We start from the raw sequence: 17,191 nt of genomic DNA on the forward strand, positions 1-17,191 counted from the left end.
GGGTCGGCGTATCAAGATTTCGGGGGCTCAGTGGGATGAGAGTAACGTCCCACAAGTCTTGAAGCATCGGTGTGCCTACCTCAACGGGCAATTTTCAACTTGAGTCTTACAAAACTGAGATGCACTCGTTACCCTTAGCCCTAGATAAAAACTATAGCATTGCTGCATCAAGGAATGAATATGAGCGGTTTGGGATACTGCCCGCCTGAAAATATCCGGTGCGCTTGACCCATTAAGAATTCAATTCACGTGGCGGCGAGCTTTCCAATGCTCGGGGAACCCAGTCTTGGATCGCGCCTTGGCCAAAAGGCCACGCTACGCGAACGGGTCGCACCCCTAGGAACAGGCAAGATACCCATTCCAAAAAACTATTAAAATCATTTCATTATTAAGCAACACCGAGTGCCCAACTAATACAGGCTGTGAGGCATAATTTTCCAGTCTTCGACCCTAGACGTTAAATCTTTCGAGGATGACTGGGTCATTCTAATTCTCAACATGAAACAATACTTGTGCTGAGCGAACTTTTGAAGTCTACACCAACAGCACCATAATTACCTTTACCCGTGTCGAAGGTCATGTCGAAGATGTAGTTATGATGGGCGCGATTGCCTTTGCGAGTGTTGCCAGTTTCCAGGGAGCCAGGGCGCGTGATCGGTCTGGGCTGCTCAGGATTACCAAAACCTTTGGCTTTGTCATCGGTAATACCATCACCTTTGGCACCGTAATCCCGCACATTCACCATGTTCGCATCCAAAGGATAGAGGGGATTCGCTGCGACTGAAGAACTGACCAAGCTGGAAAAGCTAGCAGGTAAGCCGATCACCAATAGTAGGCTGCACAGGCTTAGGGAGAAGAGCATGAGCTTGGCTAGGTGCAGAGGAATGCCTACTAGATTTTTAAGTCTTTGGCCTTGATATTTATACTTTAGATGTATAAAAAATAAGGTTTTGTGAATCATTATTGCCAAACCTTTACTGATCATCCAGTGGTAGCAGTTCTTAGTTAATCGTGTTTTGAGCATTGTTCGAATACCACTTTATGTCAAAAAAATCACAATATTTAATATTTAATTAATTAATTTTTGTGAAATTTAATTCAAGCCAATCTGGCAACAGATCTAAGTACAACTTGGGTTTAATTGAAAATACTGAATGATATCAAGTCCGGTTAATTACTTTCCAAATAATCCCTGAATTTTTGGTAATGAGTAATGGGTGATGGGTCATCATCAACTAGCAATTAGTAATTACTAACTACCAACTAATAATTACTAATTACCAATTACCAATTACCCTCAGGAATTATGATCATTATTTAACCGAATTTTATAGGATACATCGATAGGTTTATTGATGACTGAATTCATAAATATATGATTGAGTTTAAGTAAAACCTGTTAGTAATTTTGTTGTTAGTGATTTTGGTCTCAACAGTCATATGAAAGTAGCAATTATTGCCGGGGGGCTCGGTACTCGTCTAGCGGAAGAAACCGACACAAAACCAAAGCCAATGGTAGCAATCGGAGGGCGACCAATCCTCTGGCATATCATGATGCATTATTACCATTATGGCTTCCAAGATTTTGTGATTGCCCTAGGTTATAAGGCAGAAGTTATTAAAAAATACATGGTGGACTATTGTTCACTTAATAGTAACTTAACGGTCAACCTTAACAATGGCAAAGTCATCCAGCACGGTGCTGCAGCACCGGATTGGACAGTTGATTTAATTGATACTGGTATTTACACCAATACAGGGGGTCGGATTAAACGGCTCGCTCCCTACGTAGGCAATCAGACATTTATGCTCACTTGGGGAGATGGAGTTTCTGATGTCAATTTAAATGCGCTCCTGGAATTCCATCGCTCTCATGGCAAATTAGCTACCTTAACTGCAGTACGTCCACCTGCACGTTTTGGTTACTTAGACCTAGATGGAAACCAGATTACGGAATTCTCTGAAAAGCCTCAAACCAGAGAAGGCTGGATCAACGGTGCTTTCTTTGTTTTAGAACCCGGAGTTTTTGATTATATCGATGGCGATGACACCCAGTGGGAAAAAGCACCACTGGAGCGACTCGCCAAAGATGGGCAACTGATGGCCTATCACCACACTTCATTCTGGCAATGCATGGATACCTTGCGCGACAAGCGCAGGTTAGAAAGTCTGTGGAACAGTGGCAATGCACCTTGGAAAATTTGGGAGGAAAATAATGCGAGTATTAGTAACTGGTCACAAGGGCTACATCGGCACAGTCATGGTGCCAATGCTATTAGCTCAAGGGTATGATGTATTTGGTCTTGATAGCGACTTATTTGAAAAGAGTACTTTTGGTGAAGGAATTCGAAAAATTCCAGAGCTAAAAAAGGATATCCGTGACGTTACGGCAACAGAACTAGAAGGATTTGATGCTCTAATCCACTTAGCAGGGCTTTCCAACGATCCTCTGGGGAATCTAAATCCTGACTTAACGTATCAGATTAATCATGCTGCTTCAGTTCATTTGGCTAAGTTAGCCAAAGCGGCAGGCATCGAGCGCTTCGTATTCTCATCGTCCTGTAGTAACTATGGTGCTGGTGGTGATGACTGGTTGACTGAGGAATCATCCTTCAACCCTGTCACTCCTTACGGCATTTCTAAAGTTCGTGTCGAGCAAGATGTTACTCAGTTAGCGGACGATAACTTTAGTCCTACCTTTCTTCGGAATGCTACAGCTTATGGTGTTTCGCCGCGTTTGCGCTTTGATCTAGTACTCAATAACTTGGTCGCTTGGGCATTTACCACGGGTCAAGTGTATATCAAGAGTGATGGTACCCCTTGGCGTCCCATTGTCCATATTGAAGATATTTCCCAAGCCTTTATTGCGGTGTTGGAGGCACCTCGTGAGGTGGTACACAATCAAGCGTTTAATGTGGGACGCAATGAGGACAACTATCGTATTCGAGAGTTAGCCGAAATTGTCAAAGAAACAGTTCCAGGCTGTGAAATTGAATACGCTAAAGATGCTGGACCCGATAAGCGCTGTTATCGCGTTGATTGTAGTAAGATTATTCACACATTACCCGAATTCAAACCCCAATGGAATGCCCGTCGGGGAGCTCAAGAACTCTACCAAGCTTATCAAACCGTAGGCTTAACCTTGGAAGAGTTTGAGGGACCGAGGTATCAGCGTATTGCTCACATCAAACAATTACTTAGCACTGGAAGATTAGATCAAACCCTGCGTTGGCGTACCCAGCTACCTACATCTCCTAAAATACAACCCATTAGTGTTTAGGAGCTGTTGGGTCATTGGTAATCGGTAATCGGTAATCCTACTCTAATTACCAATTACCAATTACCAAAAGGGCGGAAAAATTTGTTGCAGTCACCCTGGAGAATTAGTTGACTTTAATAAAAAGTTTACTTTGCTATTGTTATGAATATTTTTTTGTTGCTGATTAACCGTTAATTGCCAACAGTTTACAGTTAACAATTAACAGTCATATTTTTTTTAAAATAATAATGTCTAATTCAATGCCTATTTGCCGTGCTAACAGCACTGATGACTTAGAGTTAATTATTTCCTTCGGTTACACCCCATTAGCTGATGGATTACTTACTAAAAACCAGTTAGATAAACCTGAATATACTGCTCCATTGGATCTGGCGTTTTCTCCTAGCAGTGGTTTAGTCCAAATCACCGAAAGTGTCCCCCCGGAAATACTATTTTGTCGAGACTACCCCTATTTTTATTCTGTATCAAAATCGTTAATAAAACACTTTGTAGATAGTGCCAAAGCCATCATTGAGTCAAGACAACTCAACAGCAACAGTCTAGTGATTGAAGCAGCTATTAATGATGGCTATATGCTCAAAAACTTTGTTGAAAAAGGAATTCCAGTGCTGGGAATTGACCCAGCCTCTGGACCTGCGGAAGCTGCCCAAAAAGCAGGTATTCCTACTCTTTGTACATTCTTTACCAAAGATTTGGCAATAGAGCTACACTCTGAAGGACGGAAAGCTGATGTTTTTCTTGCTAACAATGTCTTGGCTCATGTGCCAGATCTGAATGGCTTTGTAGCAGGAATTGGGGTTCTGCTGAAAGAGACTGGTGTAGCAGTGATTGAAGTCCCCTATGTGGTTGACTTGGTAGATCACTGTGAATTTGACACTATCTACCATCAGCACTTATGTTATTTTTCAGTAACTGCTTTGGATCGGTTGTTTAGGAAACATGGTTTATTCCTAAATGACATCCAACGTACTCCAATCCATGGAGGTTCGTTACGGCTCTTTGTGGAGCCTAAGGAACAGGTTAAGGAATCCGTAAAATCTCTATTAGCAGAAGAAGTAGCGCGGGGAGTTGACCGCATTGATTACTATCGTGATTTTGCTAACCGTGTTCAGGAAATTAAGCTTTCTTTACTGGATATCCTCTGGGATTTGAAGAAACCGGGTAAAAAGGTTGCAGCCTATGGAGCAGCAGCTAAAGCAACTACTCTGCTCAGTTATTTTGGGATTAATAAAACCCTGGTGGATTATGTAGTGGATTTAAATCCATTCAAACATGGTCGCTACATGGGCATTAATCATTTACCGATTTTCCCACCATCAAAACTGTTAGAGGATAAACCAGATTATGTGTTGCTGCTAGCTTGGAATTTTGCTGATGAGATTTTGCAGCAACAGGAAGAGTATCGACAACAAGGAGGTAAATTTATTATTCCGATTCCACAACCAAAGATTGTTTAGAGTTGACGGTTGACGATCAAGTAAGGGAGTAGGGAGTAGGGAGTAGGGAGTAGGGAGCCATCACTATTCCATAAAATCCCAAATTGGTATACCTCACCTATTTTATAAATGCTATAATTTAAGTCAACTTTGGTAGTTTGGGAGGGTACGGATACTTGCCAATTTTTCTTTAGCGAACTTCTGCACTTTCTGATCTGAGTCATGCTTTGCTCTATCTCGCAATAGTAGTAGAGTTTGGGGATGGTTTGGATAGTCATCAATGATTGCTGTCAGGGCAATTTGCCGAGGGTTTTCTTCCCGGCGCTGCTTGCGATAAAAGGGATCATTGACAGCGCGAACGCACAAAAATTCAAACATCCCAGGTTGATTTTTCCAACCACAGATTAATTCTGTCATAACTGCTGCTCGCACACGCCAATGCGGATCTGATTCAGCTCGTTCTTGGAGAAAATGTAAAGTGTCTGGGTGATATTTCCAACCACGGACTAATTCTTCCAGCACTGCTATTCGCACATCCAAATTCCGATCTGATTTAGCCCGTTGTTTGAGAAAAAGTAGGATATCCGGTTCATCTTTCCAGCCACGGGCTAATACTTGCACTGCTATTTGCCGCACATATCCATTCCGATCCGATTGAGCCAATTGTTTGAGAAAGGGTAACGTATCCGGGTGATTTTTACAACTACGAGGTAATGCTTCGGCTGCTGTTTGTCGCACAGCCAAATCCTGATCCGATTGAGCCAATTGTTTGAGAATAGGTAACGTATCATGATGATCTTGCCAACTAGAAGCTAATGCTTCGGCTACTGCTTGTCGAACAGCGGCATCCTGATCCGATTCAGCCAATTGTTTGAGGATGGGTAAGGTATCTGGATCATCTTTCCAACCACGAGCTAATGCTTCAGCTACTGCTTGTCGAACAGCGGCATCCTGATCCGATTCAGCCAATTGTTTGAGGATGGGTAAGGTATCTGGATCATCTTTCCAACCACGGACTAATTCTGCTACTGCTGCTTGTCGCACACGCCAAGACTGATCTGATTGAGCCAGTTGTTTGAGAATAGCTAAGGTATCGTGGTGATTTTTCCAACCATGGACTAATTTTGCCATTGCTACTCGTCGCACATCGGAATTGTGGTCAGATTGAGCCAGTTGTTTGAGAATGGGTAAGGTATCCGGATGATCTTGCCAACCATCGACTAATCCTGAAACTGCTGCTATTCGCACATCGGCATCCTGATCGGATTGAGCTCGTTGTTTAAGAATAAGTAAGATATCACGTTCACCCTTCCAACCACGAGCTAATTCTTGCACTGCTACCTGTCGCACATACCCATTCTGAACCGATTGAGCCAATTGTTTGAGTAAAGGTAAGGTAACCGGATGATCTTTCCAACCATGGGCTAATGCTTCGGCTGCTGCTTGTCGTACATCCCAATACTGATCCGATTGAGCTAATTGTTTGAGGATGAGTGGGGTATCTGGGTTATCCTGCCCACCACAGACTAATTCTGCCACTGTTACTGCTGGCACATACCCATTCTGATCTAATTGAACCAGTTGTTTGTTGTGAAGGTTAAAATCTGTAATAATATCCTGATTTTTTCTAGGATTTTTATCCATTTTATCGAAATTTTTAAATTAACAAACGGCATTAAAATCTGGAAATTTATGGTGAAATATTAATCTAGCTTTACCCCATTAACCTAGTATAACAAAACCTAGTATTCCCAAGCCTGTTTGCCTAATAACAACCAAATATACTTAAATCTCAAAGTCGCATAAGGTTCCACTATCCGGCAATTACTCAATTCAGTCAGCTCATGCCAATTTTATGTACAAGTACCTTTAATCATTATTTACTAATTAGTAGGTATGGTGATAATGTTGCATCATTCGCAGTAGGGGAATCGTTAACTTCAATGCCAAATAAATCCATCAATAAGCTATGGTAATTCACAGGGTAAAAACTGCTTCAAAATCTCGCTGGGTTTGCGATACCAGGTATCGAGGTGATTGCTGATCAGACCATCTTTGGTCAGGAGGTAGCTAGAAGAGCTATTGAAAAACACATCAGCTTTCCAAGGGACCCGCAATGTGCCACTAACTCTCCAATTTGCCGTGATCACCTTTTCATCGGTTTGAGAGATATCATGCATAACGAAATAAATTGTGCTCAAAAATAGCCGAGCGTTAAATCTCAGTATATAAACTATAATTCGATAGTTTAATTTTACTTTAAATCGACTAATTTGGTCTTGAAATTAACTATTTTTTGTATAAAAATTATAGGCAATATCTTGCTAAGACAGGGTTGGTATATCGTGCTTAATGGTCTGAATTACCCGCTCAATCTGGGATTGATATTGATTGGCACTCAAATCCTATGAAGTCATCACATTTAAATTCTAAAAGAGTCACTCAAAATGATACAACAAGCATTGTCCAAAAATTTTGCTCACACACAACCGATTTCATTATCAGAACATATTTGTCCCAACTGTGGAAACCAAGGATTGTCCCTATTTTATGAAGTACATAACGTACCAGTTCACAGTTGCTTAATGATGTCAACCCAGGAAGCAGCTCTAGACTTCCCTTGCGGTGATGTGGTTTTGGGGTTTTGTCAAGACTGCGGCTTCATCACTAATGTTTCCTTTGATCCCAGGTGGTCAGCTTACGCTCCCAATTATGAAGACCAACAGAGTTTTTCCCCAACCTTCAATCAGTTTGCCCTTGATCTAGCCAATCATCTGATCGACAAATACGACCTTCATAACAAAGACATTATAGAGATTGGTTGTAGCAAAGGAGATTTCCTCTTGCTGCTGTGCGAATTAGGTAACAATCGTGGTGTTGGTATTGACCCGTCTGCTGTAGTAGGACGAGTCCAGAGTGAAGCCGCTGACCGGGTCACCTTTATTCAAGACTATTACTCAGAGCGCTATGCTGAGTATGTAGGTGATTTTATCTGTTGTCGCCACACCCTGGAGCATATTTATCCTACCGCTGAGTTTATTAGTACCGTGCGCCGCTCCATTGGCGATCGCCTCAATACCGTTGTGGTGTTTGAGATACCAGATACCATACGAGTACTCAAAGACTTAGCTTTTGAAGACATTTACTACGAACACTGCTCCTATTTCACCCCTGGATCCCTAGCGCGATTATTCCGTAACTGTGGCTTTGAAGTGACTGACCTGTATCGAGCTTATGGTGAACAATATCTGTTAATTGAAACCCGACCTGTCACCATCCCATCTGACAAAGTACATCCTCTGGAAGAGAGTCTTGAGGAAGTTACTCAGCATGTCAAAAACTTCACCAACGAGATTACCAAGAAGCTGGAGAATTGGAGGCAGCACTTAGAGCAGATCCATGCTCAAGGCAAGCGTGTTGTAGTTTGGGGTTCGGGTTCCAAATGTGTGGCTTTTTTAACCACTCTTGATACCACAGACAAAATTGAATACGTGGTAGATATTAATCCCCATCGTCATGGGAAATTTATCCCTGGTGTTGGTAAAAAAATTATGGCACCAGAGTTTTTGAAGGAATACAAACCTGATCAGGTGATTGTCATGAATTCCATATATTGTGATGAAATTCAGCAAATGTTGAATAAGATGGGAGTAACTACAGAGGTTATATCTCTATAAATATCAGTCATTAGTCATGAGTGATCAGTTATGAGTCATAAGTCAAAAATTAAAGACTTATGACTCATAAAGTGTTTACTGGAGTTGTTTAGGTGTACTTGGGAACTATGTTTTTTCTGCACACACTTGGAAAAAAATTTTCCATCAGAAAGCACCCAGCAAAGTTGAGCAATAACCGAAGGCTTGGATGCTTGCGGGAAAAAGAGTCTTTGTCATTTTTTATTTTTTTGTCGTCATTTTAGGCCAAAATGGCAAATACTCCAATAGGTTTTCTGGTACAAAAAAGTATGGGAAGTGAGTAGGCTTCCCCAAACTTTTTGAGTATTAATTAATTGTTTATAGCGGTTTCTACTCCAATGAGGTAGACCATAAGTCTCAATTAACAAGCTTTTCAGCTTCAAGGTGTACCTCACCATACAAAAAAAACACTATATTCTCCATTATTATACCTTTCTCAGGGATACGGTTAACTTTTGATATTCAACATTCAACATTCAACATTCAACATTCAACATTCAACATTCAACATTCAACATTCAACATTCAACATTCAACATTCAACATTCAACATTCAACATTCAAGACTCAACATTCAACATTCAACATTCAAGACTCAACATTCAACATTCAACTTTGAACATTCAACATTCAACATTTAAAGTTAAAATTAATAGTTTCAGTAATAAAAATAACCATGTACGACTTGGCGATTATTGGAGGAGGAATCATTGGCTTATCCACAGCCATGGCATTGGGTCAACGTTATCCAGATGCCAAAATTATGGTACTGGAAAAAGAGAGCAGTTGGGCGGCTCACCAAACTGGCAATAACAGTGGTGTGATTCATTCTGGAATATACTACAAACCAGGGAGTTTCAAGGCTAGATTTTGTTACGAAGGAAATCGCTCGATGGTGGCATTCTGCCAAAAGCATGGCATTGATTATGACATCTGTGGCAAAGTAATTGTAGCAACTGAACCAGAAGAACTACCATTACTGGATACTCTTTACCAAAGGGGTTTGGAAAATGGTATAGAGATTGCCAAGATTACTGGTGAAGAGGTTAAGGAAATTGAACCCCATGTTCATTGTTTAGCTGGAATTCGAGTTTATTCGACTGGGATTGTAAACTACAAGCAGGTCTGTGAAAAATACGTTGAACTGGTTCGTGTCCAGGGAGGGGATTTACGTCTCAATAGTAAGGTTGAACAAATCCTGGAAACTGGGGATGGTTTAGTGCTGGAAACCAACAATGGTAACTATCCCACTCGCTTTGTGATCAACTGTGCTGGACTACATAGCGATCGCATTGCTAAGTTGGGTGATGCTGAGCCTCCAGCTAAAATCGTTCCTTTCCGGGGTGAGTACTATGAACTCAAGCCAGAGAAACGCTATCTAGTCAAGGACCTAATTTATCCAGTTCCTAATCCAAATTTTCCTTTCCTAGGGGTTCATTTCACCCGCATGATTGATGGCAGTGTCCATGCTGGACCCAATGCTGTACTCAGTTTCAAGCGCGAAGGTTATCGAAAGACTGATTTTGACCTGCGAGATTTTGTGGAGGTCATGAGCTATCCCGGTTTCTGGAAACTAGCTGTCAAACATGGAGACGCAGGGATTCAGGAAATCATCCGCTCCTTCAGTAAAGCTGCGTTTGTTAAGAGTTTGCAACGGCTGATTCCTGAAATCCAAGCAGATGACTTAGTTCCCACCCATGCTGGGGTCAGAGCTCAAGCCTTAAAAAATGATGGCAAGTTGGTGGATGATTTTTTAATTGTCAATAGTCCTAAAGCCATGCATGTTTGTAACGCTCCCTCTCCTGGTGCTACGGCTTCTTTGGAGATTGGTAATGCGATCGCTAGTGAGATCCCGACACTGAAAACTCTCGAAAGGGTGATCTGACCCAAGTTTCCTTAAAAGCTATCAGCCGTCAGCTATCAGCCGTCAGCTGATAGCTGATTATTTGTACTTTCCCTGTATTAGTCTCATGGAGTGAAAACTTGAAATGAACACGTTATCTAACCACAACTGTCCTGTATGTGCCTCTGCCGATTTAGAGGTGTTTTTTGAGATGTTGGCGGTGCCAGTGTACTGTAATCTCCTGTGGCGATCGCGTCAAACTGCTCAAAACTGTTCCAAGGGAGATATCAAACTAGGGTTCTGTCCTAGCTGTGGTTTTATTAGCAACCTAGCTTTTGACCCTACTAAATTAGGTTATTCCCAGGACTATGAAAACTCCTTACATTACTCTCCTCGATTTCAGGAGTATGCCCAATCCCTTGCCGCTGGATTAGTGAAGCGCCACCATCTCTACAATAAAGACATTATTGAAATTGGTTGTGGCAAAGGGGATTTTCTTATAAGTCTGTGTGAACTAGGTAATAACCGAGGAGTAGGTTTTGACCCCAGCTATGTTCCTAGGTCAGAGCATCAACAACTCCAGACTCAAGTCAAGTTTGTTCAAGATTTCTATTCACAGCTTTACCAAGAGTATCAAGCCGATCTAATTTGTTGTCGGCACACCCTAGAGCACATTTCCAATCCCGCAGATTTGCTCAAGCCACTACGACAGGCGATCGGTTCTCGCCTTAATACCATTGTTTTGTTTGAAGTCCCCAACGCCTTAGATACCTTTCGCCATTTAGCAGTGTGGGACATTATCTATGAACACTGCTGCTATTTCGCCCCCACTTCTCTAGGGCAAGCTTTTGTCAATGCTGGGTTTCAAGTTAGTGAAATCAAGGAGGCGTTTGGTGGTCAGTTCCTGTGCCTGGAAGCAAAGCCAGTGCATGGGGAAATCCCGAACAGCTATGGAAAACCGGATGAAATCGAGGTATTGACTCGCGATATTGCCAGCTTTACCGCTAGGTTTCAGGAGAAGTTAGAAAGCTGGCAGCACAAACTGACAACCATCGCTCAAACTGGAAAAAAAGCCGTAGCATGGGGTGCTGGCTCAAAAGGGGTTACTTTTTTGAATCTGCTCAAGTGCCAAGATGTGATTGATTACATCGTAGATCTCAATCCCCGCAAACAGGGGAAGTACGTTGCTGGAACGGGACAGGAAATTGTTCCACCAGAATTTCTCCAGGATTACCAACCTGATCTGGTTATTGTGATGAACCCGATCTATGAAGAAGAGATTCGACAGTTATGCACAAATCTAGGTTTAACTCCTGAGTTAATATGTGTTTGATTGTGTTTTACCGTTAGCTTTGGTGATATCAAGTCCGGTTGAAAACCTATGATCAAGAAGATTGATAGGCGGATGGTCAGATGGATCCGATCAAGTCAACCGCCGCCGACAATAGTGACAATTTCGAGCTGGTCTCCCTCCTGCATTTGAGTCTGGTTCCAAAACTGCCGATGGAGAATTTCACCATTGTATTCTACCGCCACCAGGCGCGGATTTAAGCCTAGCTGTTCTAATAGCTGGGGTAGTTTAGTGTCACAAGAGCAGGTCCGGGATTCACCATTAACTTCAAGGGTAATTTGAGTTGTGTTGTTAGACATCATCAGCTAATATTTACCAGCAAGCTATTAAAAATTAGTAACCATTACTTATTACCTAACACGTCCAACTATTATCTAGTTTTCTGACATTAGGGTTTAGAAACCCCAGCTTCAAGAGATCGAAGAGTGTGTTCTCGTTTTAGCTGGGACAGAAAATATTGAGTAACTAGAGTCGGTTGTTCTGCCTCCATGATCCCCCGGACAACTGCCACTCGTTGAGCTCCTGCATCCAAGACATAGTTTAAATTGTTTGGATCAATTCCCCCAATTGCAAACCATGGAATTGTAGCATGCTCTTTCGCATATTTGACATAATCCAAACCAGCTGCTGTTTTATTGGGTTTAGTAGGGGTTTCATAAACCGGTCCAACACCGATATAATCTGCGCCTTCAGCAATTGCCCGGTGTAGTTCATCAGGGTTAGTAGTCGAGCAACCAATAATACGCTGGGAGCCCAGTAGCTGCCGTGCTAAGGAAATTGGTACATCTTGTTGTCCGATATGAACCCCATCAGCCTCCACTGCCAGAGCTAAATCCACCCGGTCATTCATAATAAACAAAGCACCATAGTGATGGCACAGCTGGCACAATTTCTGAGCATCAGCCAGTTTGTCCCCATCATCTGCTTGTTTTTCCCGGTACTGTACCAAGGTTAGTCCACCTTGGAGGGCAGCCTCTACTTTGGCAAACCACTGGTCTGACAAGGATGTAATCAAGTAGAGATGCGATCGCTCTAGCAACTGATGACGCTGATATCCCAGTAAATTGCTTTCTAGGGTGTAAACCCGATAGCGCATCTGCTTAAAGGCGATCCCCATCTGAGCATCGTATAGCTTACCATATTCTTCCAACACCCGTAGTGCTTCTTGCACCCGACACAAATTAGCCTGTAAAAGCTGCTGAATGCTGGAACGTCGTTCTTCCTGGGGATGAGTTAGTCCAGTCCCTGGATCCCCTGAGGTATCTCGGAAGATCCTGATTTCCGAGCTGTGCCAACGGGCTAATTCCTGGCGCATTTCCTTGCACTCCCCAGCCATCTGGGCGCTGTTGAGACCAAAGCGGCACCACTCCTCAATAATTCGCAAGCCTTCTCTAGCTCGGTCTAAATTTGCATCCAAAATTCGGCAAATCGCCGCTTTTTGAACCATAATGCCGCTGTCTTGCTCTTCCATTACTAACTACTCCATTATTATCTATCCTAACAGTGGATGGAAAGCTTGTTTCTGTGGTCAGTAACCTTTAGCAACGGACACATTTCAAGTGATAAATGATTACAAATAGATTACAACTATCCTAGTTTATGGATACGATCAAGCTTGACATTCAACTCAACTGTTATGTCAAATTCCATGAACATTGGACTAAAGGAGAACAGCCATGAGTTTGATCATAATTAACACTATAGAATTAACTATTTACCTTCGCTTAGCGTGGCCCAAGGCCAATCCCGTAGCGTGGCCCAAGGCCAATCATTCCCACTGCCATCACCAACATCACCAACATCAGCCTAGACCCTTTGATCTTGGGTTACCAGTAACAACGATTTTGCTGGGATTAACCTTTAGCATCTTCAGCCAAGTTATCCCTTCAAAAATGGTGCCACTAGGATTAGGAGGAACCACAGCTTTAGCCCAATCAACTCAGGATGATCGGGGAATCAAAATGGATTATACCATAGAAAGCAAATTTTTGTTTGTAAACCCAGTTACCGGAAACGACAGTAGTGGTGATGGCACCCAGGATTCACCGTTGAAAACTATCACTCAGGCGCTACAAGCTGCCCAGACCAATACTGTGATTGTACTCTCTAGGGGTATCTACAGCAGTGAAATGGGTGAAACCTTCCCCCTACTTCTGAAACCCGGTATCAAGCTACAGGGCAACCCCCGCACTAGAGGTCACGATGTGGTGATTCGCGGCGGTGGTACCTTTGTTAGTGCCACGGCTGCTAGTCACGATGTCCTAATCGTAGGTGCTGACCAAACAATTATTTCTGGCGTAACCCTTAACAATACTAATCCAGAAGGTTATGGTTTGTGGCTGGAAGTCGGTTCGGTTTTAGTGGAAGACAATACCTTAACTGGGAATAGCAAAAGCGGGATTGCTGTGGAGGGAAATAGTACACCAACAATTCGCAGTAACTACTTCTACAAGAATAAAGGAAATGGGCTCAGCATTTACGGAACCTCAAACACTCAAGTGGATGACAATGTATTTGAAAATAATGACTTAGGAATTCTGATTGCCGAAAACGTTGCACCCCATATCGTTAATAATCGCATCACTGGCAATAAAAATGGGGTAGTGGTTGAAACCAATGCTCAACCATTTTTCCAGAATAACGTCATTGAAAATTCCCAACTGGATGGATTAGTCCTCAAGGTCGGAGCTAATCCGGATTGGGGAAATTCACCAGAATCAACAAACAATACATTAAACAATAAATCAAACAATATATTTCGAGGTAATAGGCGGTTTGACATTAACAATCAGGAGTCTGAGCCTACTCTGATTGCTTTTGGTAATCAGCTAGAAGAGGAAACTAACAGTGAGGTTAATTCAGGGGAGACTGAAAAGGATATCATTCAAGAGTCGAAGCTTGAAACACCAGCTGTTAGTAAACCAGCTGTTAGTAAACCAGCTGTTAGTAAACCAGCTACTACTCCTGATGCTTCTGACAACCAAGCCGTTGTCATGGCAGAAAACTCTAATCACTCACAGAAGACTACGCCTAATTCTCAGGAGAATCCCACCACCCCCAGCCAAGTCGTCCCATCCCAACCGCCTGCCGAGAAGGAACCGACAAAGGAATCGACATCTGCTGAGGTCTCAGCAGCTTCATTTCCTGTTCCATCAAGTTTGGAGCCTCAGCCATCTACCTCGACTGATAACATCGGCAAAGACGCAGGACTAAATAATTCTGCAAGTACTGAATCTTCTAGACCAGCAGCAAGGTCTCAAACTGAAAGTCAGGAAACCTCTCAAACTCAACAGCCTTCTGATGCTAGCACTCAACGTTCACATTCTGAACCCCTGACACCCCTGACTCTGAAAGTTATTCAAAATCAGGAGCAGTCCTCTTTTGAGGAACCAACATCACCACCCAAACCAGGAGAGGATTCTAGCAGTTTTACTCCAGCTTCACCGTCACAGGATGTGATTGATGGGTCAAGTGACAGTTCAAAACCGACATTAGAAGCAGCCTCGACTGAGGAGGTTAACGTTATGATGTCAATGTCTAGTCAGATCAGTACACCGGTTAATCAAAATACTAGTAATCAAAATACTAGTGCTAGCTCCAATTCAGGTAGCTCAATTCCAGTGTTTTCTACAAGTACCCAATCAAACTCGGAACAAAGGGGACCTCAAGGGAATAATCCTACTTCAGCTCTACCCAGTCAGGGTTACCGGATTTTGGTAAATGCTGAGAGTGAGCAGCAACAAAATTTAATGCGATCGCTAATTCCCGATTCTTTCCTGACCTCCTTTGAAGGAAGAACTGTGATGCAAGCGGGATTGTTCACAACCCTCGAAAATATTGATCGGGTTCTTAAATTACTCAGTAGTTATGGTTTGAGCACCACTATTGTGCCTCTGAATTACTGATCAGACCAAGGAGGGAATAATTTTATTTCTATTTTAAAGGGATTCCAGAGAAGTTAGGATATTGACCATCTCTTTTGACTATCTATTGAATAAAATAAATTCCCGGAGCAATTCTAAAAGCTCTGATGAAATCTCATGACCCATATCTAATTCTCTGTACTGCACTGCTGCTCCCAAGTTGAGCAAATAATCTCGTAACCGGTGAGCAGCACTTAAAGGAACAACCGTATCTTGTCTACCATGCACAATTAAAATGGACTGCAACGATGAATCAACCTTTTGAGGGGTTCGATGCATATAGCCACTCAAGGAGGCTAAACCTGCCAGGGGTAAGGTTAACCCTACATCTAGAGCCATTGCCCCACCTTGAGAAAAGCCACACAAAATTGTGGAGGACAGGGGAATACCTGTAAAACCTTGGAGAGAATTGAGCCAGTAGCTCAAGCGCTCTTCGCTTTCTTCTAATCCCCGATAGTCGTCTCTTGCCAAGTCGTACCACATTCTGCCACCAGTTACCTGAGGGTGACTAAAAGGAGCATCGGGAATTAAAAATTGGGTGTTGGGCAAGTTTAACGATGGCACTAGAGATGCCACAGCTTGAGCATTAGCACCCCAACCGTGTAACGCTACGACCAATCGTGCTGGTCGTTGACCGTTTGCTGGTGGAATTGAAATCGCTTCGAGAGACAGGCCTCTTACTCCTGAAGAACACAACGGATCAGCATTCCAGATAGATGGGCTGAACTAGCGCACATTGACCCTCTCCCCTAGGGAGTAGGTTTGGGGAATTAATCGGGGCTGCAACTAAAGATAAGCCGAATAGCGAACTTTATGGCGCGCTTTTCTGGTTTCAGCCCAAGATATCTGTTAGTCTGAGAATCCTATCACCAATCCGCTACATTTGTAAAGCTGTCGTGCTTTAGGATAATGTGGCGAACACTATCAACAGTAATGGCTCCCTCATGCTTGAACTTGCTGAGCAGTCGGGTAATTGTAACCCGCGTCGTTCCAATTGCATTGGCTAAATCCTGATGAGTAAGACGCATTCCGATCCGAATACCTTCTGGTACTGGCTCACCAACTTCCCGTTTTAATAGCAATAGTAAATGTTGTAGGCGTACCTCAACCCGGCGCTGACCCGAGATTGCTAACAGGATCTCTGTCTGTCGCATCCGACGCACTAGTTGGGGTAAAATGGTCTGGGCTATATAGGGAGAATTGTTGATTTCAGCTAAAGAATACCATTTGAGACGGACATCAGATAAGGCCATTGCCTGATAACTTGACAGCACAGAAAACCAATTGCCAAAGAATGCAGAAGACTCTGCCCAACCCAACCATATCTCCTCCCCTTCTGGGGAAAGGGTACTCAGCTGGACTCGGCCCTCGTCTACCTCCCAAACACCCTGTGCTACTAGAGGGATCTGCTCACCCCTAGCGTAGAAATGCAATCGGCGTTTAACCTTTGGCTCTTGCTGCTTTCTCTCTAGAATTGCTCTCGAAAATTGGTGCATAGGGGCAACAAGGCGTGAATACTTTCCCTACCTTAAGGCAATAAGGTAAAGGGTCGGTAATCAAGAGATTAAGCCATTACTAGAAAACAAAACACTGAAAGCCCCGCACCTTTAGGTCGGGTCAGAAGTTACCGCAAAAACAAGGCAGCCTTTATGGTTGGTCGGCT

General features: G+C 42.9%; 14 protein-coding genes. 7 read left to right on the forward strand and 7 right to left on the reverse strand.

The features are described 5' to 3' along the window. Window positions 1–493 precede the first annotated feature (493 nt). The gene (locus F6K51_RS16890; protein ID WP_293021991.1) at window positions 494–1,024 is read right to left on the reverse strand and encodes a hypothetical protein; all 531 of its coding nucleotides are present in this window, start codon (window positions 1,022–1,024) and stop codon (window positions 494–496) included. Between the two features lie 416 nt (window positions 1,025–1,440). On the opposite strand from F6K51_RS16890, the gene rfbF reads away from it, so the two are divergent. From rfbF to F6K51_RS16905, 3 genes are all read left to right on the forward strand, one after another. Next, a complete protein-coding gene (gene rfbF / locus F6K51_RS16895; protein WP_293021992.1) occupies window positions 1,441–2,292 on the forward strand; it encodes a glucose-1-phosphate cytidylyltransferase in 852 nt (283 codons plus the stop codon). Beyond that, window positions 2,216–3,280, forward strand: coding sequence for an SDR family oxidoreductase (locus F6K51_RS16900; RefSeq protein WP_293021993.1), 1,065 nt, complete (start codon window positions 2,216–2,218; stop codon window positions 3,278–3,280). The genes rfbF and F6K51_RS16900 overlap by 77 nt, the downstream gene beginning before the upstream one ends. Window positions 3,281–3,507: 227 nt before the next feature. Beyond that, window positions 3,508–4,737 carry a class I SAM-dependent methyltransferase gene (locus F6K51_RS16905; RefSeq protein ID WP_293021994.1) on the forward strand — a complete coding sequence of 410 codons (1,230 nt, stop codon included), beginning with the start codon at window positions 3,508–3,510 and terminating at the stop codon, window positions 4,735–4,737. 123 nt (window positions 4,738–4,860) lie between these two features. Here F6K51_RS16905 and F6K51_RS16910 read toward each other — a convergent pair whose 3' ends face one another. Both F6K51_RS16910 and F6K51_RS16915 read right to left on the reverse strand, forming a co-directional pair. Then, entirely contained in the window at window positions 4,861–6,360 is a 1,500-nt protein-coding gene (locus F6K51_RS16910) for a HEAT repeat domain-containing protein (protein WP_293021995.1), read from the reverse strand. A gap of 323 nt (window positions 6,361–6,683) precedes the next feature. After that, window positions 6,684–6,989 carry a DUF2358 domain-containing protein gene (locus F6K51_RS16915; RefSeq protein WP_365939973.1) on the reverse strand — a complete coding sequence of 102 codons (306 nt, stop codon included), beginning with the start codon at window positions 6,987–6,989 and terminating at the stop codon, window positions 6,684–6,686. A gap of 174 nt (window positions 6,990–7,163) precedes the next feature. Between F6K51_RS16915 and F6K51_RS16920 the strand changes: the two genes are divergently transcribed. The 3 genes from F6K51_RS16920 (at window position 7,164) to F6K51_RS16930 (ending at window position 11,587) form a co-directional block, all read left to right on the forward strand. After that, window positions 7,164–8,393, forward strand: coding sequence for a class I SAM-dependent methyltransferase (locus tag F6K51_RS16920; protein WP_293021996.1), 1,230 nt, complete (start codon window positions 7,164–7,166; stop codon window positions 8,391–8,393). A gap of 694 nt (window positions 8,394–9,087) precedes the next feature. Continuing rightward, complete coding sequence (lhgO, locus tag F6K51_RS16925; protein WP_293021997.1) at window positions 9,088–10,296, forward strand: L-2-hydroxyglutarate oxidase; 1,209 nt, start codon at window positions 9,088–9,090, stop codon at window positions 10,294–10,296. Between the two features lie 103 nt (window positions 10,297–10,399). Further along, the gene (locus F6K51_RS16930) at window positions 10,400–11,587 is read left to right on the forward strand and encodes a class I SAM-dependent methyltransferase (RefSeq protein ID WP_293021998.1); all 1,188 of its coding nucleotides are present in this window, start codon (window positions 10,400–10,402) and stop codon (window positions 11,585–11,587) included. A gap of 95 nt (window positions 11,588–11,682) precedes the next feature. Here F6K51_RS16930 and thiS read toward each other — a convergent pair whose 3' ends face one another. Beyond that, on the reverse strand, window positions 11,683–11,904 hold the full coding sequence (gene thiS, locus F6K51_RS16935) for a sulfur carrier protein ThiS (RefSeq protein WP_044492807.1): 222 nt from the start codon (window positions 11,902–11,904) through the stop codon (window positions 11,683–11,685). An 89-nt stretch (window positions 11,905–11,993) separates the two neighbouring features. Beyond that, the gene (locus F6K51_RS16940) at window positions 11,994–13,076 is read right to left on the reverse strand and encodes a thiamine phosphate synthase (protein WP_293021999.1); all 1,083 of its coding nucleotides are present in this window, start codon (window positions 13,074–13,076) and stop codon (window positions 11,994–11,996) included. A 205-nt stretch (window positions 13,077–13,281) separates the two neighbouring features. On the opposite strand from F6K51_RS16940, the gene F6K51_RS16945 reads away from it, so the two are divergent. Beyond that, window positions 13,282–15,510: a DUF1565 domain-containing protein gene (locus F6K51_RS16945; RefSeq protein WP_293022000.1), complete on the forward strand. Its 2,229-nt coding sequence runs from the start codon at window positions 13,282–13,284 to the stop codon at window positions 15,508–15,510. 78 nt (window positions 15,511–15,588) lie between these two features. Here the strand turns inward: F6K51_RS16945 and F6K51_RS16950 are convergent, their stop codons facing one another. Further along, window positions 15,589–16,200: an alpha/beta hydrolase gene (locus tag F6K51_RS16950; RefSeq protein ID WP_293022029.1), complete on the reverse strand. Its 612-nt coding sequence runs from the start codon at window positions 16,198–16,200 to the stop codon at window positions 15,589–15,591. Between the two features lie 194 nt (window positions 16,201–16,394). Beyond that, window positions 16,395–17,024 carry a Crp/Fnr family transcriptional regulator gene (locus tag F6K51_RS16955; RefSeq protein ID WP_293022001.1) on the reverse strand — a complete coding sequence of 210 codons (630 nt, stop codon included), beginning with the start codon at window positions 17,022–17,024 and terminating at the stop codon, window positions 16,395–16,397. Window positions 17,025–17,191: the final 167 nt, after the last annotated feature.

Source organism: Moorena sp. SIO3I8 (assembly GCF_010692325.1).
Lineage (GTDB): Bacteria > Cyanobacteriota > Cyanobacteriia > Cyanobacteriales > Coleofasciculaceae > Moorena.